This window comes from Methyloversatilis sp. XJ19-49 (genome assembly GCF_024580145.1).
Taxonomy (GTDB): Bacteria; Pseudomonadota; Gammaproteobacteria; order Burkholderiales; family Rhodocyclaceae; genus Methyloversatilis.
In genome coordinates this window covers 361,080-379,524 of record NZ_JANINI010000002.1, presented here as the reverse complement: position 1 = coordinate 379,524, position 18,445 = coordinate 361,080, and the positions used below count along the sequence as shown (strand labels likewise).

At 67.3% G+C, this 18,445-nt stretch carries 15 protein-coding genes; 9 read left to right on the top strand and 6 right to left on the bottom strand.

Annotation, left to right across the window (positions count from 1 at the left end; translation table 11 throughout):
- The first annotated feature begins 104 nt into the window (after nt 1-104).
- The 5 genes from mrdA (at nt 105) to NMQ16_RS04395 (ending at nt 5,832) form a co-directional block, all read left to right on the top strand.
- On the top strand, nt 105-1,994 hold the full coding sequence (mrdA, locus tag NMQ16_RS04415) for a penicillin-binding protein 2 (RefSeq protein ID WP_257079276.1): 1,890 nt from the start codon (nt 105-107) through the stop codon (nt 1,992-1,994).
- Nucleotides 1,975-3,141, top strand: coding sequence for a rod shape-determining protein RodA (rodA, locus tag NMQ16_RS04410; RefSeq protein ID WP_257079275.1), 1,167 nt, complete (start codon nt 1,975-1,977; stop codon nt 3,139-3,141). Before mrdA ends, rodA begins: the two co-directional genes overlap by 20 nt.
- Nucleotides 3,142-3,145: 4 nt before the next feature.
- A complete protein-coding gene (locus NMQ16_RS04405; protein WP_257079274.1) occupies nt 3,146-4,138 on the top strand; it encodes a septal ring lytic transglycosylase RlpA family protein in 993 nt (330 codons plus the stop codon).
- 159 nt (nt 4,139-4,297) lie between these two features.
- A complete protein-coding gene (locus tag NMQ16_RS04400) occupies nt 4,298-4,882 on the top strand; it encodes a YMGG-like glycine zipper-containing protein (RefSeq protein WP_257079273.1) in 585 nt (194 codons plus the stop codon).
- Nucleotides 4,883-4,914: 32 nt separating this feature from the next.
- A complete protein-coding gene (locus NMQ16_RS04395; protein ID WP_257079272.1) occupies nt 4,915-5,832 on the top strand; it encodes a DUF6515 family protein in 918 nt (305 codons plus the stop codon).
- Nucleotides 5,833-5,851: 19 nt separating this feature from the next.
- Here NMQ16_RS04395 and NMQ16_RS04390 read toward each other — a convergent pair whose 3' ends face one another.
- The 6 genes from NMQ16_RS04390 to NMQ16_RS04365 all read right to left on the bottom strand — a co-directional run bounded on the left by NMQ16_RS04390 (nt 5,852) and on the right by NMQ16_RS04365 (nt 13,822).
- Entirely contained in the window at nt 5,852-7,180 is a 1,329-nt protein-coding gene (locus NMQ16_RS04390) for a hemolysin family protein (protein ID WP_257079271.1), read from the bottom strand.
- A 247-nt stretch (nt 7,181-7,427) separates the two neighbouring features.
- Nucleotides 7,428-7,766 (bottom strand): P-II family nitrogen regulator, encoded by a 339-nt coding sequence (locus NMQ16_RS04385; protein WP_257079270.1) that lies wholly within the window; start codon nt 7,764-7,766, stop codon nt 7,428-7,430.
- A gap of 16 nt (nt 7,767-7,782) precedes the next feature.
- The gene (locus tag NMQ16_RS04380; RefSeq protein ID WP_257079269.1) at nt 7,783-10,884 is read right to left on the bottom strand and encodes an efflux RND transporter permease subunit; all 3,102 of its coding nucleotides are present in this window, start codon (nt 10,882-10,884) and stop codon (nt 7,783-7,785) included.
- Between the two features lie 48 nt (nt 10,885-10,932).
- On the bottom strand, nt 10,933-12,087 hold the full coding sequence (locus tag NMQ16_RS04375; RefSeq protein ID WP_257079268.1) for an efflux RND transporter periplasmic adaptor subunit: 1,155 nt from the start codon (nt 12,085-12,087) through the stop codon (nt 10,933-10,935).
- A 55-nt stretch (nt 12,088-12,142) separates the two neighbouring features.
- Entirely contained in the window at nt 12,143-13,366 is a 1,224-nt protein-coding gene (locus NMQ16_RS04370) for a TolC family protein (RefSeq protein WP_257079267.1), read from the bottom strand.
- 120 nt (nt 13,367-13,486) lie between these two features.
- Nucleotides 13,487-13,822 (bottom strand): hypothetical protein, encoded by a 336-nt coding sequence (locus NMQ16_RS04365; protein WP_257079266.1) that lies wholly within the window; start codon nt 13,820-13,822, stop codon nt 13,487-13,489.
- Between the two features lie 159 nt (nt 13,823-13,981).
- Between NMQ16_RS04365 and NMQ16_RS04360 the strand changes: the two genes are divergently transcribed.
- From NMQ16_RS04360 to lipA, 4 genes are read left to right on the top strand one after another with little or no spacing between them, the layout of a single operon-like run.
- Nucleotides 13,982-15,127, top strand: a complete 1,146-nt coding sequence (locus NMQ16_RS04360; protein WP_257079265.1) for a D-alanyl-D-alanine carboxypeptidase family protein — start codon at nt 13,982-13,984, stop codon at nt 15,125-15,127.
- 9 nt (nt 15,128-15,136) lie between these two features.
- A complete protein-coding gene (locus tag NMQ16_RS04355; protein ID WP_257079264.1) occupies nt 15,137-15,397 on the top strand; it encodes a YbeD family protein in 261 nt (86 codons plus the stop codon).
- Entirely contained in the window at nt 15,394-16,035 is a 642-nt protein-coding gene (lipB, locus tag NMQ16_RS04350) for a lipoyl(octanoyl) transferase LipB (protein ID WP_257079263.1), read from the top strand. Before NMQ16_RS04355 ends, lipB begins: the two co-directional genes overlap by 4 nt.
- Nucleotides 16,032-16,994 (top strand): lipoyl synthase, encoded by a 963-nt coding sequence (lipA, locus tag NMQ16_RS04345; protein WP_257079262.1) that lies wholly within the window; start codon nt 16,032-16,034, stop codon nt 16,992-16,994. Before lipB ends, lipA begins: the two co-directional genes overlap by 4 nt.
- Nucleotides 16,995-18,445 lie beyond the last annotated feature (1,451 nt).

Below are 18,445 nucleotides of genomic sequence, written 5' to 3'. Positions count from 1 at the left end.
GCGAAACCCCTGTCTCACCCCCACCAAGGGGGCTGCGCTCGCCCTTGGGGGCGGCCCGGCGGGCGGCGCTCGGCCCCCACGCTCACCGCGTTCGCTGGGCGACGATGAACGATCTGCACAGCCCGGAAATCCAGCTGGTGCGCTTCCGCCGCCGCGTGCTGTTCGCCGGCGCGCTGGTGCTGGTGTGCTTTTCGCTGCTGCTGGCGCGCTTCGTCTGGCTGCAGGTGGTGATGCACGACTACTACCGCACGCGCGCCGAAGACAACCGCATCGCGCTGCTGCCGGTGACGCCGAACCGCGGCCTCATCGTCGACCGCAAGGGCGAGGTGCTGGCGCGCAATTACTCGGCCTACACGCTTGAGATACAGCCGTCGCGCGTCGACAACCTCGACCGCACGATCGATGAACTGGCGGCCATCGTCAATATCGAGGCGCGCGACCGCAAGCGCTTCCGCAAGCTGATGGACGAATCACGCAACTTCGATTCGCTGCCCATCCGCACCCGGCTCAGCGACGACGAGGTCGCGCGCTTCATCGCGCAGCGCTATCGCTTCCCGGGCGTCGAGGTGCGCGCCCGGCTGTTCCGCCAGTACCCGAACGCTGAACTGGCGTCGCACGTGCTCGGCTACATGGGCCGCATCAACCGGCGCGACGCCGAGCGCATCCAGGAATCGGACGACGCGGCGAACTACCGCGGCACCGACCACATCGGCAAGAGCGGGCTGGAACAGCACTACGAACGCGAGCTGCACGGTCTGACCGGCGTCGAGCAGGTCGAGGTGACCGCCGCCGGGCGCGCAGTGCGCGTGCTGTCGCGCACGCCGCCGCAGCAGGGCAACAACCTGCGGCTGACGCTCGACGCGGGGCTGCAGCGCGTCGTCGAAACCGCGTTCGGCGACCGACGCGGTGCGCTGGTGGCGATCGAGCCGTCGACCGGCGGCGTGCTGGCGCTGGTCAGCAAGCCGACTTTCGACCCCAATCTGTTCGTCGATGGCATCGACACCACCAGCTGGGACGCGCTGAACAACTCGCCTGACCATCCGCTGCTCAACCGCGCCATCTATTCCGCCTACCCGCCGGGGTCCACCTTCAAGCCCTTCATGGCACTCGGTGCGCTGACCGCCGGCAAGCGCACACCGCAATTCGCCATCGCCGATCCGGGCCACTTCGACTTCGGCGGCCACCGCTTCCGCGACGACAAGGTGGGCGGCCACGGCTCGGTCGACATGCACAAGTCCATCGTGGTGTCGTGCAACACCTATTACTACCGGCTCGCGGCCGACTGGGGCATCGACGGCATTTCGAACTTCATGGCACAGCTCGGGCTGGGCAGCCGCACCGGCATCGACATCGACGGCGAATCGACCGGCGTACTGCCGTCGCAGGCGTGGAAGAAAAAGCGCTTCAAGCGGCCCGACCAGCAGAAGTGGTATGCCGGCGAGACCATTTCGGTCGGCATCGGCCAGGGTTACAACGCCTACACGATGATCCAGCTGGCGCACGCCACGGCGATTCTGGCCGCCGACGGCGTGGTGTACCGGCCGCACGTGGTGCGCCATATCGAAAATTCGCGTACCGGCGCCATCCAGCTGATCGAACCGGAACCGGTGCGCAGGGTCGATCTCAGGCAGGCCGACATCGACGTGATCAAGCGCGCCATGGAAGAGGTGAACCGCGTCGGCACCGGCGCGCGCGCCTTTGCCGGCGCGCCGTACGTCGCGGCCGGCAAGACCGGCACGGCGCAGGCCTTCTCGCTGCGCGGTGGCGACCTGAAAACCAGCAAGCTGGCCGAAAAGCTGCGCGACCACGCATTGTTCATCGCCTACGCACCGGCCGACGACCCGAAGATCGCGCTGGCCGTGCTGGTCGAGAACGCAGGTTTCGGTTCGCAATCGGCGGCGCCGATCGCGCGCCAGGTGTTTGACTACTATCTGCTGGGCAACCTGCCGGCCGGCCCGGCGCCAGAGGACACGGATGCAACTGACAGCGAATAGGTGGCTGTGGCTGCGCGGCACGCTGGGCAGTGTGCTGGGCAAGCTCGATCTGCCGCTGGTGATCATCGCGGGCACGCTTCTGGCGCTGGCCACGCTGGTCATGGCGAGCGCCACGGCCGACTTCGGTTTCCGCTTCGACGCCCATCTGGTCAATCTTGCGGCCGGCCTGACGGTGATGTTGCTGGTGGCACAGATTCCGCCGCTGCGCCTGATGCAGCTGGCGCTGCCCTTCTACCTGCTGGGCGTCGTGCTGCTGATCGGCGTCGAACTGTTCGGCGAAACCTCGAAGGGCGCGCAGCGCTGGCTCGACATCGGCTTCACGCGCATCCAGCCCTCGGAAATGCTGAAGATTTCGGTGCCGCTGATGCTCGCATGGTATTTCCACCGCCACGAGGCGCAGCTTCGGGTACGCGACTTCCTGGTCGCGCTGGTCATCCTGATCATTCCGGTCGGCCTCATCTTCCATCAGCCGGATCTGGGCACCGCCATCCTGGTGCTGGCGGCCGGCGTGTTCGTCATCTTCTTCGCCGGGCTGTCCTGGAAGCTCATCATTCCGGTGCTGGTCATCGGCGTGGTGGCGGTCACCACGGTGGCTGTCGAAGGCGACGCGCTGTGCGCCGAAGGCGTCAAGTGGCCGGGCTTCAAGGACTATCAGCGCCAGCGCGTGTGCACGCTGCTCGACCCGACCGCCGACCCGCGCGGCAGCGGCTTCCACATCATCCAGTCCAGCATCGCGATCGGCTCCGGCGGCGTGTTCGGCAAGGGCTGGAAGGAGGGCACGCAGACCCACCTCGAATTCGTGCCCGAGCGCCACACCGACTTCATCTTCGCGGTGATGGCGGAAGAATTCGGTCTGCTCGGCTGCCTCGTGCTGCTCGGCATATATATATTGCTGATCGGTCGCGGCCTGATGATCGCGGCCAGCGCACCGCTGCTGTTCTCGCGCCTGCTGGCGGGTGCGATTTCACTGTCATGCTTCACCTATGCCTTTGTGAACATGGGCATGGTGACCGGCGTGCTGCCGGTGGTCGGCGTGCCGTTGCCCTTCGTGAGTTACGGCGGCACCGCGCTGGTCACGCTGTGCATCGGGCTCGGCCTGCTGATGTCGATCGAGGCGCACCGGCGGTCCCGCCGGCGCGACCGCTGAGCCGATGATCGCCGCCCGCAGCCTGTGGCCGGTGGCGCTGTGCGCCCTGCTGGCCGGCTGCGCAGGCGTACCGGTCAGCGAACCGCCGGCCCCCTCTGCACCGGCCAGCCCCGCCCCCGCGACAAGCGCCGCGCCGGTCGCCGCCCCCGCGCCCTCCGGCAAGCCGCGCCCGGGCGGTTTCTACCTCGACGACGGCCCGGGCGACAACGCCCCCGATGCACAGACGCTGGCCGCGATTCCCGACGCCGTGCCGCGCGACGAACCGCTGCACCGCTTCGCCAACCGGCCGTACAGCGCGCTCGGCCTGAGTTTCGTGCCGCTGACCGAACACCGGCCCTTCCGCCAGCGCGGGCGCGGCAGCTGGTACGGCCGCAAATTCCACGGTCAGAAAACGTCGAGCGGCGAGCCGTACGACATGTACGGCATGACCGCCGCCCACGCCACCCTGCCCATTCCAAGCTATGCGCGGGTGACCCATCTGGCCAGCGGCCGCTCGGTCGTGGTGCGGGTGAATGACCGGGGCCCGTTCAAGCCCGGCCGCGTGATCGATCTGTCGTGGACGGCTGCCGCCAAGCTCGGCTATGTGAACGACGGCAGCGCCGAGGTCGAGGTCGAGGCGGTGTTCGCACCGGGCAGCGCCGGCGACCTGCTGGCCCGGCGCGCCGCCGGGCAGCCGGAGATCGCGCGCCCCGCACCGGGGCCAGCAGCGCCAGCCGACGATGTGATCGCCGCGCTGGCCGCCGACGGCGCGCAGGATACGTCGACCGCCAGCCACTGGCTGCAGCTGGGCGCCTTCAGCACGCTCGACAACGCACAGGCGCTGTCGCGCCGGATCGCCGCAGCGCTCGGTGATCTGGCCGACCGGATCAGCGTATCGAGCGACGGCGACCGCCACCGCGTGCGCGCCGGCCCGTTCGAGAGCCGCGACGCGGCGCAGGGCGCCGCCCGCGCGCTGCGCGAGCAGCTCGGCCTGGACGCGCTGCTGATCACACGCTGATCGTCCCGCCGATCGTGCACTGATCGCACAGGGAGCAAGGCTCGCGGGCGCGCCGTAACACCTGCATACGAGCCATTACAGAGTTTGCTACATCCGCCTGCAACACTGCATGCGTCGCGGTCCCGCTCCGGTGACCGCATTTCGCAGGCAGCGTCCGCCATGTCCTCCCCCCGCAATTGCCTTCAGCCTGTCTGGCGATCCGGCCTGACGGCCGCGCTGTGCGCCGGCCTGCTCGCCGCGTGCGCTTCGCCGCCCCGGCCGGCGCCCTACACCGGGTCGCCGCGGCCACCGCCGGTGAAGGCGGTGACCGATCTGTCGGTCTATCCGTCGCGCGGCCAGAACGCCACCACGCAGCGGCGCGACCGCTACGAATGCAATGCCTGGGCAGTCGGTGAATCCGGCTTCGATCCAGCGACCCGCAGCACTGTACCGACACCGGTCCCGCGCGTCGAAGCCGACCCGCCGTCCGGCTACGGGCTGGCGGCCGGCACGGTGACCGGTGCCGTCATCGGCGCCGCGGTCGGCAGTCCGTACCACACGGGGCAGGGCGCGGCGATCGGTGCCGTGGTCGGCGCGGCCGCCGGTGCGGCATCGGACGCCTCGCGCGAAGCGCGTGCCGCCCGGGTCGAGGACGCCTATGCGCAGCGTGCCGCACAGCGCGACGCCGCCGGCAGCGAACAGGCGAACCGCTACCGGCGCGCGCTCATCGCCTGCCTCGAAGGCCGCGGCTACGCCGTGCGCTGATCACGCCGCATTCACCACAGGGACGACGCATCATGGAATACGGTGACACGCAGCACACCCGTCACACCCGGCTCGGCCGCACCGGCGCGGCGCTCGTTGCGCTGCTGCTTCTGGGCAGCGGTGCCGCGTTTTCGCAGGAAGGCCGCGGCGGCGGTGACCGGGGCGATCGCGGTGGCGCACGGCAAGGACAGGAACCGCGCGGCGAGCGACAGGGGCCGCGCGAGGACCGCGGTGCCCGGGCGCCCCGCGAAGCTCAGCGCGACGGACAACGCAACGCGCAGCGCAGCCCGGAGCGCACCGAACGACGCGACGCCGGGCCGCGCGACGACCGGCGCGGCGATCGCGCCGTGCCGCGCGCCGCCTACCAGAACCGCATCGAGCGGCACGTCCCGCAGGCTTACCACCCGGCTGGGCACAGCCGGCATCCGGCGCACTACCCGGGCCGCGGCGCCGTGGTGCACAGACTGCCGCGCGACGTGCATGTCCATCATTACCACGGCCGGCCGTACTACCGTTCGAGCGGCGCGTGGTACCGGCCGAGTGGCGCCTGGTTTTCGGTGGTCGGCCCACCGATCGGTGCCTTCATCACGGTACTGCCCTGGGGTTACTCGGTGATCGACTACGGTGGACGCCCGTACTACCGCTACGACGACGTGTACTACGCGCGGCGCGACGACGGTTATGTTGTGGTCGAGCCGCCGGAAGGCCGGTACGCCGACAGCGAGCCCGCCGGATCGGACGAGCTGTTCGTCTATCCGGCCGCCGGCCAGAGCGCGGAACAGCAGGCGACCGACCGCTTCGAATGCCACGACTGGGCGTCGTCCCAGACCGGCTACGACCCGACCCGGGTGTCCGGCGGCGTGCCGCCCGAAGACGCCGCCCCGGCGCGCGCGGCTTACGTGCGCGCGATGACCGCCTGTCTGGAGGCGCGCAACTACACGGTGCGCTGACGCCGGCTGCCGGGCGTCGTCAGCCGGCGTCGGGCGGCGCGTCCGACGGTTCGGCACGAATCTGCTGCACCAGCACCTTGTCGATGCGGTTGCGATCCATGTCCATCACCTCGATCCGCAGACCCGGCATCTCGAAATAGTCGGCCGGCACGGGAATGCGGCCCAGCACATGCAGCACGAACCCGCCCACGGTATTGAAGCCGCCGCTTTCCTCGCCCGGCAGTTCCTCGTCGAGGCCGACGACCGACTTGAGCTTGCTGATCGACGTGCTGCCATCGACCAGCCACGAACCGTCTTCGCGCTGCACGATTTCCTGCGCCTCGTTGATGTCCTCGACCGAAATGTCGCCGACGATGGCGGCCAGTACGTCGTTGACCGTCACCAGCCCCTGCAGGTCGCCGTACTCGTCGACCAGCAGCGCAAGATGCTTGCGGGTGCGCCGGAAGTTTTCCAGCAACTGCGCGGTGCTGACCGTGTCGGGCACGTACAGCGGCGGCGTCAGCAGCGCCTCGATGCTGGCGCGGTCTATCGTGATGCCGGCGAGCGAGCGCTTGAGCAGGCTGCCGGTCTGCAGCACGCCGAGCACGTGCTCGACGCCGTCGCGGCAGACCAGCACACGGCTGTAAGGACTGTCGGCGATGCGGGCACGAATGTCCTCTTCCGGGTCATCGAGATCGACCGCAAAAATGTCCTTGCGCGGCGTCATGATGGCGCCGACGCGCTGTTCGTCCAGCCGCAGCACGTTCGACACGATCTGCTGCTCGCTCTGGTGGAACACGCCGGCTTCGGCGCCCTGACCCATCAGTACATTGATTTCCTCGTCGGTGATCGGCGGCTCTTCGGTGCGTCGCGCACCGACCAGGCGCAGCAGGGTATTGCTCGACACCGACAGCACGACCACCAGCGGCCGGGCGATCAGCGCCAGCAGCACCATCGGACGGGAAATGAGCGAGGCGATGCTTTCCGGCGCCAGCAGCGCCAGCCGCTTCGGCACCAGTTCGCCGACCACCACCGAGCAATAGGTGATGCCAACCACGACGATGGACAGCGCGATGGTGCGCGCATAGGGCTCGATCAGCGGAAAGCCGGAGAGCCAGACCGCGAGCGGATCGGCCAGTGCGGTTTCACCCATGGCGCCACTCAGGATGCCGATCGAGGTGATGCCGACCTGGATGGTGGAAAAGAAATTGGACGGATCTTCATGCAGGCGGACCGCAGCCTGGGCGCCACGGTTGCCGTCGTCGGCGAGGCCGATCAGGCGCGCCTTGCGCGAAGAAACGATGGCGATTTCCGACATGGCGAAAACGCCGTTCAACAGGATCAGGGCGAAAAGCAGTGCGATGTCCATGGATCAGGCTACCCGCGCAAGCCGCCCGGACCGGACATGTATCGGGTGTCCAGCACAGGCCGGCGAACTTTCGATGTGGATGGATCGCGCTGTTTCAGGGATGCAGATCGCGCGCTCCGTTCCGTTTCGTTCCCGCACCCGTGCGGCCCTGATGACATTGCAACACCATCCGCGTGCGGACCGTGTTGCGTACCCGCGAGCGGTCGGCCGCGCGCCGGCCGACCGCCCGACGGAAGCCTGCGCCCACTCAGCCGTGCGGCGAACCCACCGTCGTCTTGTTGATGAAGATCGCGCGATCGACCGACACCACCCACACCAGCCCGTCACCGGTCTGGCCGGTGCAGGCGACGCTGACGATGCGGCGCACGATTTCATCCACCAGCTCTGCCTGCGCGATGATTTCGATTCGCACCTTGGCCGAGTAGTCGGTCAGTTCGTCCTTGATGCTGTGCGGAATGTGGTCGCTGGGCGAACCACAGCCCTCTACCTTGCTGATCGTCATGCCCTGGAAGCCCGGCATTTCGCGCAGCACCGTTCGCAGCCGGGCCAGCTTGTTCGGGCGGATGACAGCTCTGATTTCCTTCATTTCAACTCTCCTCGGATCAAGCCTCGTAGGGCTTGTCGTCAAACCAGGTGTAGAGCGCGGGCACCACGACGAGGGTCAGCAGCGTGCAGGTGATCAGGCCGCCGATCACCACGATGGCGAGCGGCCGCTGCACTTCCGAACCCGGTCCTGTGGCGAACAGGAAAGGCACCAGACCCAGTGTCGCCACGGTGGCGGTCATCATCACCGGCCGGAAGCGCATCTTTGCGCCATGCACGACCGCCTGCATCAGTTCCATGCCTTCGTTGCGCAGGTTGCGGATGTAGGACACCAGTACCACGCCGTTGAGCACCGCGATACCCCACAGCGCGATGAAGCCAACCGACGCGGGCACCGACAGGTATTCACCGCTGATGAACAGCCCGATCACACCGCCGATCGACGCGAACGGCAGCACCGTGATGATCAGTGTGGCGAACCTGACCGACCCGAACAACAGGAACAGCAGGAAGAAGATCGCTGCCACTGTGATCGGCACGATGATCGACAGGTGACCCAGCGCGCGCTCCATGTTCTGGAACTGGCCGCCCCACTCGAAGTAATAGCCTTCGGGCAATTGGACCTCGGCACCGACCTTCTGTTGCAGCTCGGCCACGAAACCGCCGAGGTCGCGGTTGGCCACATTGATGCCGATGACGATGCGCCGCTTGCCGGTTTCGCGCGAAATCTGCGCCGGGCCATCGCGCACGTCGATGCTCGCCAGGCTGGACAGCGGCAGCTGCGCGCCATCCGGCGTCGTGATCAGCATGTTGCTGATGGCTTCGATGTTGTCGCGGAAGCGCTCGGGCAGACGCACCACCGCGGCAAAGCGCCGCTCACCCTCGAACACGTCGGTGACGTGGCGACCGCCGATGGCCGCTTCGATCAGGTCGTTGATGTCCGCCACATTGAGGCCGTGGCGGGCAATCGTGCGGCGATCGATTTCGATCGTCAGGTACTGCTGGCCGGTCACCCGCTCGATCTTGATTTCGGATGCGCCCGGCACGGTGCGCGCCACGCGCGCGATTTCGGCGCCCTTGTCGCGCAGCGTGTCGAGGTCGTAGCCGAAAATCTTCACCGCCACGTCGGCGCGCACACCGGTCACCATTTCATCCACGCGGTCGGAAATCGGCTGCGCCATGATGATGTTGACGCCGGGCAGCGCCGTCAGCTTTTCGCGCATGGCGTCCTGGATGGTTTCCTGCGTCCAGCCGTCCGGCCATTCGTCGCGCGGCTTCAGTGACACGATGGGTGTCGACTCGTTCTGCGACTGCGGGTCGGCCGGCGACTCGCCGCGACCCACGCCGGACACCGCCGACTTCACGCCCGGCACCTCCATCACCAGCCGCATCGCCTCGCGCTCCATCTTCAGCGACTCCTCGAGCGAAATGTTGGGCACCCGGTCCATCGCCGGCACGACCGAACCTTCCTTCATTTCCGGAATGAAGGCGGTGCCGAGGAAAGGCAGCATCGCAATCGCGCCGACGAAGGCCAGCACCGCCAGCGACACCGTCTTCTTGCTGTTGGCCACCGCCCAGGTCAGCATCGGGAGGTAGGGCTTCTTGAGCGTCCTGATCAGCCAGGTGTCGTGATCCGCACCGCCCTTGAGCAGATAGCTCGACAGCACCGGCGTCAGCGTCAGCGACAGCACCAGCGAGACGAACAGCGCGATGGCGATGGTGTAGGCGAGCGGCGCGAACATCTTGCCTTCCATGCCCTGCAGCGTCATCAGCGGCAGGAACACCAGAATGATGATGCCGATGCCGAAGATGACCGGCGTGGCAACCTCCATCACCGCGGACAGGATGACGCGGATGCGGCTTTCGCCCTCTTCCTTGGCATGGCCGAGCCGCTCGAAGGCGTTTTCGACCACCACGACCGAGCCGTCCACCATCAGTCCGATCGCGATCGCAAGACCCCCGAGCGACATCAGGTTGGCCGACAGGCCGACCTGATTCATCACCATGAAGGTGACCAGCGGCGTGATCACCAGCGTGGCAATCACGATGATGGAAGAGCGCAGATCGCCCAGGAACAGGTAGAGCACGATGACGACGAAGATGACGCCTTCTATCAGCACCTTGATGACGGTGGCGAGCGCGGCATCGACCAGCTCGGATCGATCGTAATAGGCTTCGATCTTCAGGCCGCCGGGCAGCATGTTCTTGTCGTTGATCTCGGCCACCTTCTTCTTGATGTCCGACACCACGGCCTTGGCGTTGCCGCCGGCCATCATCATGACGATGCCGCCGACCGCCTCGGTCGTGCCGTTCTTGACGACCGCGCCCACACGCACCGCGTGGCCGAAGGCGACCTCGGCCACGTCGCGGATGTACACAGGCGTGCCGCCGACCTCCTTCACCACGATGAGGCGGATGTCCTCGAGGTTCTGCACCAGACCGACACCGCGGATCAGGTACTGCTCGGCGTTCTGCGGCAGGATGCCGCCGCCGGCGTTGGCGTTGTTGCGGCCGAGCGCCTCGTACACATCCTTCACCGTCAGGCCGTAATGGCGCAGCCGGTCCGGATTGACCAGCACCTTGTACTGCTTCTGGTAGCCGCCCTGAGAGTTGATTTCCGCGACACCGGTGGTCGAGCGCAGCAGCGGCCGCACCACCCAGTCCTGAACGGTGCGCCGCTCGGTCAGTTCGGCCTGCGTCAGTTCGCGGTCACCGTCGTCCGGCCTGACCAGCGTGTACTGATACACCTCGCCCAGACCGGTGGACACCGGGCCGAGTACCGGCACGACGCCCTCGGGCATGCGGTCGCGCACTTCGAGCAGGCGTTCCATCACCAGCTGGCGTGCGAAGTACAGATCGGTCTTGTCGGTGAACACCAGCGTGATCAGCGACAGGCCCGGCTTGTTCAGCGAACGCATTTCGACCAGGCCGGGCAGGCCGGTCATGCCGATTTCGACCGGCACCGTGATGAAGCGCTCGACCTCTTCCGGCGAGCGCCCGGGCGCGTCGGTGGCGATCTGCACCTGCACGTTGGTCACGTCGGGGAAGGCATCCACCGACAGCTTGCGCGCGGCGTCCAGGCCGAAGGCCAGCAGACACAGCGCAACCACGACAATCACGAGGCGCTGCTTGAGCGCCCCGCGTACAAGTCCTTCAATCATGTTTCATCCAATCCGGTAGCGAGTGGGGACAAGGCGGCGAAGACGGCATCAATCCGTTTCCTTGCGCTTGCGCTCGTTGTTCAGATGGAAGGCACCGTCGACCACGATGCGCTGCCCTTCGGTCAGTCCGGACATCACCGGCCGCACCTCGCCGATCGCCTGGCCGAGCTTGACCGGCGTCATGCGGTACTGGCCGGGCGCCACTTCGACGAACACCTGGTCGCTGTCGCTTTCACGCACGACCGCCTTGCCCGGCACGGCGAGCCGTCGGGTCGGGCGGGTTTCGATCAGCACGGTGGCCAGCATGGCCGGCTTGAGCGAGCGGTCGCTGTTGTCGAGTTCGCTGCGCACGGTGACGGTGCGGGTGACCGGATCGACGGTGTCGGCGATGTAGATCAGCTTGGCAGTCAGCTGCTGGCCGAGCGACGGAATTTCGACCTGAATGTTCTGGCCCGCCTGCACCTGGCCGGCCTGCTGCTCCGGCACTTCGGCTTCGACCCACACGCGCGACAGGTCGGCGATTGAAAACAGCACTTCGCTGGGCTGCACCACCTGACCCTGGGTGACCTTGCGCTCGACCACGGTGCCCGCCATGGTCGCGACGACCGGCGATACCGAGTTGATGGCGCCGGTTTCCGACAGCTTTTCGATTGCCTTGTGCGACAGGCCGAGCACGCGCAGCTGGTCGGCCGCGGCGCGCTGTTCGGACTGCGAAATGGCCAGTTCGCTCTCGCGCCGCTGCAGTTCGGCGCTGCCGATCACATCGGCATCGAGCAGCTGACGGGCGCGCTCGACGCTGCGCTGGTTCAGCTGCGCCTGTGCGCGCGCCTTCATGTAGGAAAGCTGGGCGGCGCCCAGTTCGGTGCTGTTGAGCACTGCCAGCGTCTGACCGACCTTCACCTGCTGGCCCAGCATGGCCTGCAGTTCGCTGATGCGCCCGGTGACGGTGGCACCGATGCGGGTGATGCGCTGTTCGTCGAAATCGACCTGACCGGCCACGCGCAGCATGTCGGACAGTTCGACGCTGGTCACTTCGCCCAGCTGGATGATGCGGGTCAGGTTTTCGCCGGCCGACACCAGATTGGGGTCGGCCGGTGCAGCCGCCCTGGTCGGTTCGGCCTTGTCGGCTTCGCCGCAGCCGGCGAATATCAGGGAGGCGCCAAGCAGGCTGGCGTAGAGCAGCGGACGGGTGATTGAAGTCATGTTCGGTCCAGGATCTTGATGATTGGAATGGGTAGCGGAGCGGGCAGGCGGCGCGTCAGCGGACGGCGCTGAGCCGCTCGATCTCGACCACGGCGGCGCTCAGTTCGTAGCGCGCGCTGATCAGTTCGTTGCGCACCGCGCGGAACACGCGCTGTGCGTCGAGGAAGTCGAGGATGCCGCGCTCGCCGAACCGGTAGGCGGCTTCGGCCACCTTCAATGCGGCTTCGGCTTCGCGCACGATGCCGGTCTCGAGTGCGCTGACCTGATTGCGCGACAGTTCGAACTGGCGGTAGGCGGCATCGAGCTGCTGCTGCAGCTGGAACAGCCGGTTGTCCAGCTGCAGGCGTGTGCGCTCGACCTGCGCGCCGGCCTGGGCGATCTGGCCCTGACGGCGATCGAAGATCGGAATGGTCACCGCGACGCCGATGCGATTGGCGTCGTATTCCGGATCACGGTCGCGCGCCAGCTTGAGCGAAACGTCCGGCATGCGGCGCAGCTTTTCCAGTTCGCGCTGCTCGGTGAAACGATCGATCTCGGCTTTCAGGCGGAAAATTTCCGGGTTGCGCGCCAGCATGTCGTCGCGCAGCTGACCCAGCGGCGGCAGCTCGGCGTCGCGTTCCAGCTCGCCCTGCAGGTCGAAATCTTCCGGCAGCTGGCCGGCGACCAGCGCACGCAGCCGCGCCTTCGCCTGCACGATGCGCAGCACGGCGGCGTCGGCATTCTTCTGCGCGGTCAGCAGTTCGGTGTCGGCGCGGATCAGTTCATAGCGCGGCGCCTCGCCGGTATTGACGCGCACTTCGACCCGGTTGCGGATCGAGCGCGCCAGCTCCAGATCTTCCTGCGCGGCGCGCAGCTCATCCTGATAACGGATGACCAGGTAGTAGTTCTGCTTCAGCTGCGCCAGCAGGTCGATTTCGAACGACTGCACGCCGGACTGCGCCGACACCACGCCCGCCTCGGCCACACGCAGCCGGGCGTCGCGCTGCGACGGGTAATCGAAGCGCTGCGACAGGGCTATCGTGCCAAGCGAACCGGGCGCGAGGTTGGGGCCGCGCGAGTTCCGGTCGCCGCCCATCACCTCCAGCTCGGGGTTGGGGTAGGCGCGGGCGGTGATGGTGTCGGCGCGACTGACATCGACATCGGCCCGCGCGGCGCCCAGCGAAGGATTCGATTCCAGCGCCAGTGCCTTCAGTTGTTCCAGCGTGTAAGGCTCGGCGGCGTGAGCCACCTGCACGCAAAGGCCAATGACGGCCAGCAAGGCAATTGCTTTTGTTTTCATGGATCTGCGTAGTGATTTCGATGGACAGGACTGACTGCGTGCACGTCCGGCCACGCAGCCATGAAACGATCAGGAGCACCAGGCGGAACCCGGCGCGTGGCATCCCCGGAGGACGCCCGATCAGGCGAGCCGGGGCGGCCGCAACAGAACCTGCGCGGGTTCGAGCTGCTGCAGAGCGAACACTTCGCTATCCAGCGCAGGGCGCGCAGAGAAGGACCGGCCGGGGATGACGTGGGCGGCGACCGGATCGGTCGGGTCACCCGCGATACTGAGAAAATGGATCAGCGCACCGTGCGGATCGAGCGGCACATCGAGGGACGCTTCGACGCCGGTGCATGTTTCGCACCCGAACGGTGCATCGAAACTGTCGTCAACGGCGCTATCCGCGCTCGTCCCGAGGGACGACAGCGCGATCAACATCAAGCCGATGAACAGCAGCGTACGTGCGAGAACCATAGAGGCCTCCGAGTCATGGCGTCGGTCAAAAGTTCCTTCCCTTGGGCGCGCCGCGGATTTTGCAGTGCACCACGATACAGCATCAAGCAGCATCCATGCCGGCCACCCGGCCAGCTTTGCTAAACTATGCCAGCTGTTCTCCCACACCGGTAAACCTACATGCTGAAGTTGTTGCGCTGCACTGCATTTGTCCTTCCCGTCCTGAGCGTGCTGATCCCGTCTCCTGTCCTTGCAGACCTGATTCCGCCGCCGCAGCCGGACGCGAAGGCGTGGCTGCTGGTCGACCATGAATCGGGCACGGTCATGGCCGAATCGCGGCCGGACGACCAGGTCGAGCCGGCTTCGCTGACCAAGCTGATGACGGCCTATCTGACTTTCAAGGCCCTCAAGACCGGTCAGCTCAAACCCGACCAGACCGTGCCGGTCAGCGTGAAGGCCTGGAAGACCGGCGGCTCGAAAATGTTCATCGCACCGGATCGCCCGGTCACCGTGGACGAACTGCTCAAGGGCATGATCATCCAGTCTGGCAATGACGCCTGTGTTGCACTGGCCGAAGTCATTGCCGGTTCGGAAGAAGCCTTCGCGCAGATGATGACGCGCGAGGCGCAGCGCCTCGGCATGACCGGTACGCAGTATCGCAACGCCAACGGCCTGACGGAAGCCGGACATTTCACGACCGCACGCGACCTGTCGCTGCTGGCGCGTGCGCTGATCCGCGACTTTCCGGATTACTACGGGCTGTATTCGACGCTCGACTACACCTACAACAACATCAAGCAGGGCAACCGGAACCGCCTGTTGACAATCGACCCCAGTGTGGATGGCCTGAAGACCGGCTTCACCGATGCCGCCGGATGGTGCCTGGTGTCGTCGGCCAGGCGCGACGGCCGCCGCGTGGTGTCGGTGCTGCTCGGTGCACCGAACGAGAACGGCCGCATCGAATCGTCGCGCGCACTGCTGAACTACGGCTTCAACGCCTATGAAAATGCGAAGCTCGCCGCCGCCGGCGAGGCTCTCGGCCAGCCCGCTGTATACAAGGGTGCCGCGGCGCAGGTGACGGTCGGTCCGGCCAGCGACGTGGTGCTGACGCTGCCGCGCGGCCAGGCGGCCAAGGCCACGCGCGACATCGTGCTGACCACACCGGTGATCGCGCCGGTCGCCGTCGGCCAGCAACTGGGCACGCTGAAGCTGCTCGTCGACGGCCAGCCGGTCGGCGAAGTGGCGCTGGTGGCGCAGATGGCGGTCGAGGAAGGTGGATTCTTCCGCCGCATCTGGGACACGATACGACTGTGGTTCAGCTGGTGACATGCTGACATGACCGACAGCCTGCTCGAATTTCCGACCGACTTTCCGCTGAAGATCATGGGCGAGCGCCATGACGACTTCGCGCAGGAAATGGTCGATGTGGTGCTCCGCCACGCACCGGACTTCGTGCCGGCCAGCCTGGAAATGCGGCCGTCGTCGGGCGGGCGCTACATCAGCCTCACCGCGACCATCAACGCCACCTCGCGCGAACAGCTCGACGCGCTGTACCGCGAACTGAGCAGCCACCCGATGGTGAAAGTGGTGCTGTGACGGCACAGGTCGTGCCGCTCGGACGGGCCGGCTACCGCGAGGTGTTCGACGCGATGAAGGCGTACAACGCACGCGCCGCAGCCGAACACCTGCCGGACCAGTTCTGGCAGGTCGAACACCCGCCTGTATTCACGCTCGGGCTGGCCGGCAAGCGCGAACACCTGCTGCACGATATCGGCGTGCCGGTGGTCGAATCCGACCGCGGCGGCCAGATCACCTACCACGGCCCCGGCCAGGTCGTGATCTACACGCTGCTCGACCTGAAACGTGCCGGCCTCGGCGTGCGCGAACTGGTCAACCGCATCGAGCAGGCGGTCATCGACCTGCTGGCCGGTCACGGCATCGACGCCCGGCGGCGCGTGGGCGCACCTGGCGTCTATGTCGGCCCGGCCGGTGACGACGCCAAGATCGCCGCGCTCGGCCTGCGCGTGAAGCACGGCCACACGTATCACGGCGTGTCGCTCAACGTCGATATGGATCTTTCACCGTTTGCCGCGATCAACCCGTGCGGCTACAGTGGATTGCGCGTGACACAGACGCGCGACCTCGGCATCGATCTCCCACCGGAGGCGATCTGCCGGCAACTGACCGACGCGCTACAGCGCGCCCTCTACCCGACAGGCACGACACCGCCATGACCGACACCACCTACGACCCGACCCACAAGCAGAAGGGTTCGCTGAAGACCGCCCGCATCCCGATCAAGGTGGTGCCGGCGGAAACGCTGCGCAAACCGGACTGGATCCGCGTGCGCGCCGCGCGCCCGGACAGCCGCTTCGGAGAGATCAAGCAGATCCTGCGCGAACACGACCTGCACACGGTGTGCGAAGAGGCGAGCTGTCCGAACATCGGCGAGTGTTTCGGCAAGGGCACGGCCACCTTCATGATCATGGGCGACAAGTGCACGCGCCGCTGCCCGTTCTGCGACGTCGGCCACGGCCGGCCAGACCCGCTGGATGTCGACGAGCCGGAGAAGCTGGCGAAAACCATCGCCGCGCTGAAACTGAACTACGTGGTGATCACCAGCGTGGACCGCGACGATCTGCGCGACGGCGGCGCGCAGCACTTCGTCGATTGCATCCGCGCAGTGCGCACCCATTCGCCGCGCACCACCATCGAAGTGCTGGTGCCCGACTTCCGCGGCCGGCTCGACGTTGCACTGGGCATCCTGAACGCCGCGCCGCCGGACGTGATGAACCACAACCTCGAATCGGTGCCGCGGCTGTACGCACAGGTGCGACCGGGCTCTGACTATGCGCATTCGCTGCGCCTGCTCAAGGAATTCCGTGCGCTGCATCCGGAGGTGCCGACCAAGAGCGGCCTGATGCTCGGGCTGGGCGAAACCGACGACGAAATCCTGCAGGTGATGCGCGACCTGCGCGCGCACGACGTGCAGATGCTGACCTTGGGCCAGTACCTGCAGCCGTCCGGCGGCCACCTGCCGGTCCTCCGCTATGTGCATCCGGACGGCTTCGCGATGTTCGAACGCGAAGCGAACGCCATGGGCTTCACCCACGCCGCCTGCGGCCCGATGGTGCGCTCCAGCTACCACGCCGACCAGCAGGCGCACGCCGCCGGTGTCGACATCGACCGCTGACCGCTCCTTTAACCGATGGCCGCCGCTCCCACAAGGGCCGCGCGCCCGGAGACCACAGCGAGCCCTCAAGCACAGCGACTGTGGGAGCGACGGCCCCGTCGCGATCAGTGCGGCGACCATCGCAGTGCGCAGTGCGTATCGCGGCGAGGCTGCCGCTCCCACAAGGGCCGCACGACCGGAGACCACGGCAAGGCCTCAAGCACAGCGACTGTGGGAGCGACGGCCCCGTCGCGATCAGTGCGGCGACCATCGCAGTGCGCAGTGCGCATCGCGGCGAGGCCGCCGCTCCCACAAGGGCCGCACGACCGGAGACCACGGCAAGGCCTCAAGCACAGCGACTGTGGGAGCGACGGCCCCGTCGCGATCAGTGCGGCGACCATCGCAGTGCGCAGTGCGCATCGCGGCGAGGCCGCCGCTCCCACAAGGGCCGCACGACCGGAGACCACGGCAAGGCCTCAAGCACAGCGACTGTGGGAGCGACGGCCCCGTCGCGATCAGTGCGGCGACCATCGCAGTGCGCAGTGCGCATCGCGGCGAGGCCGCCGCTCCCACAAGGGCCGCACGACCGGAGACCACGGCAAGGCCTCAAGCACAGCGACTGTGGGAGCGACGGCCCCGTCGCGATCAGTGCGGCGACCATCGCAGTGCGCAGTGCGCATCGCGGCGAGGCCGCCGCTCCCACAAGGGCCGCACGACCGGAGACCACGGCAAGGCCTCAAGCACAGCGACTGTGGGAGCGACGGCCCCGTCGCGATCAGTGCGGCGACCATCGCAGTGCGCAGTGCGCATCGCGGCGAGGCCGCCGCTCCCACAAGGGCGGCGCGCCCGAAGACCACGGCAAGGCCTCAAGCACAGCGACTGTAGGAGCGACGGCCCCGTCGCGATCAACGCGGTGACCATCGCAGTGCGAAGTGCGCATCGCGGCGAGGCCGCCGCTCCCACAAGGGCGGCGCGCCCGAAGACCACGGCAAGGCCTCAACCGCAGCGACTGTAGGAGCGACGGCCCCGTCGCGATCAGTGCGGCGACCATCGCAGTGCGCAGTGCGTATCGCGGCGAGGCTGCCGCTCCCACAAGGGCGGCGCGCCCGAAGACCACGGCAAGGCCTCAACCGCAGCGACTGTAGGAGCGACGGCCCCGTCGCGATCAACGCGGTGACCATCGCAGTGCGCAGTGCGCATCGCGGCGAGGCCGCCGCTCCCACAAGGGCGGCGCGCCCGAAGACCACGGCAAGGCCGCAAGCGCAGCGACTGTAGGAGCGACGGCCCCGTCGCGATCAGTGCCGCGACCATCGCAGTGCGCAGTGCGTATCGCGGCGAGGCTGCCGCTCCCACAAGGGCCGCGCGACCGGAGACCACGGCAAGGCCTCAAGCACAGCGACTGTGGGCGCGACGCCCCCGTCGCGATCAGTGCCGCGACCATCGCAGTGCGCAGTGCGCATCGCGGCGAGGCC

What these genes read in the sequence shown, in the direction of transcription:
- NMQ16_RS04405 (WP_257079274.1), top strand. Translation starts at nt 3,146, where the DNA reads ATGATCGCCGCCCGCAGCCTGTGGCCGGTGGCGCTGTGCGCCCTGCTG.
- NMQ16_RS04390 (WP_257079271.1), bottom strand. Translation starts at nt 7,180, where the DNA reads ATGGACATCGCACTGCTTTTCGCCCTGATCCTGTTGAACGGCGTTTTC.
- NMQ16_RS04380 (WP_257079269.1), bottom strand. Translation starts at nt 10,884, where the DNA reads ATGATTGAAGGACTTGTACGCGGGGCGCTCAAGCAGCGCCTCGTGATT.
- lipA (WP_257079262.1), top strand. Translation starts at nt 16,032, where the DNA reads ATGACCGACACCACCTACGACCCGACCCACAAGCAGAAGGGTTCGCTG.
- NMQ16_RS04375 (WP_257079268.1), bottom strand. Translation starts at nt 12,087, where the DNA reads ATGACTTCAATCACCCGTCCGCTGCTCTACGCCAGCCTGCTTGGCGCC.
- rodA (WP_257079275.1), top strand. Translation starts at nt 1,975, where the DNA reads ATGCAACTGACAGCGAATAGGTGGCTGTGGCTGCGCGGCACGCTGGGC.
- NMQ16_RS04360 (WP_257079265.1), top strand. Translation starts at nt 13,982, where the DNA reads ATGCTGAAGTTGTTGCGCTGCACTGCATTTGTCCTTCCCGTCCTGAGC.
- NMQ16_RS04385 (WP_257079270.1), bottom strand. Translation starts at nt 7,766, where the DNA reads ATGAAGGAAATCAGAGCTGTCATCCGCCCGAACAAGCTGGCCCGGCTG.
- NMQ16_RS04395 (WP_257079272.1), top strand. Translation starts at nt 4,915, where the DNA reads ATGGAATACGGTGACACGCAGCACACCCGTCACACCCGGCTCGGCCGC.
- NMQ16_RS04370 (WP_257079267.1), bottom strand. Translation starts at nt 13,366, where the DNA reads ATGAAAACAAAAGCAATTGCCTTGCTGGCCGTCATTGGCCTTTGCGTG.
- mrdA (WP_257079276.1), top strand. Translation starts at nt 105, where the DNA reads ATGAACGATCTGCACAGCCCGGAAATCCAGCTGGTGCGCTTCCGCCGC.
- NMQ16_RS04355 (WP_257079264.1), top strand. Translation starts at nt 15,137, where the DNA reads ATGACCGACAGCCTGCTCGAATTTCCGACCGACTTTCCGCTGAAGATC.
- NMQ16_RS04400 (WP_257079273.1), top strand. Translation starts at nt 4,298, where the DNA reads ATGTCCTCCCCCCGCAATTGCCTTCAGCCTGTCTGGCGATCCGGCCTG.
- NMQ16_RS04365 (WP_257079266.1), bottom strand. Translation starts at nt 13,822, where the DNA reads ATGGTTCTCGCACGTACGCTGCTGTTCATCGGCTTGATGTTGATCGCG.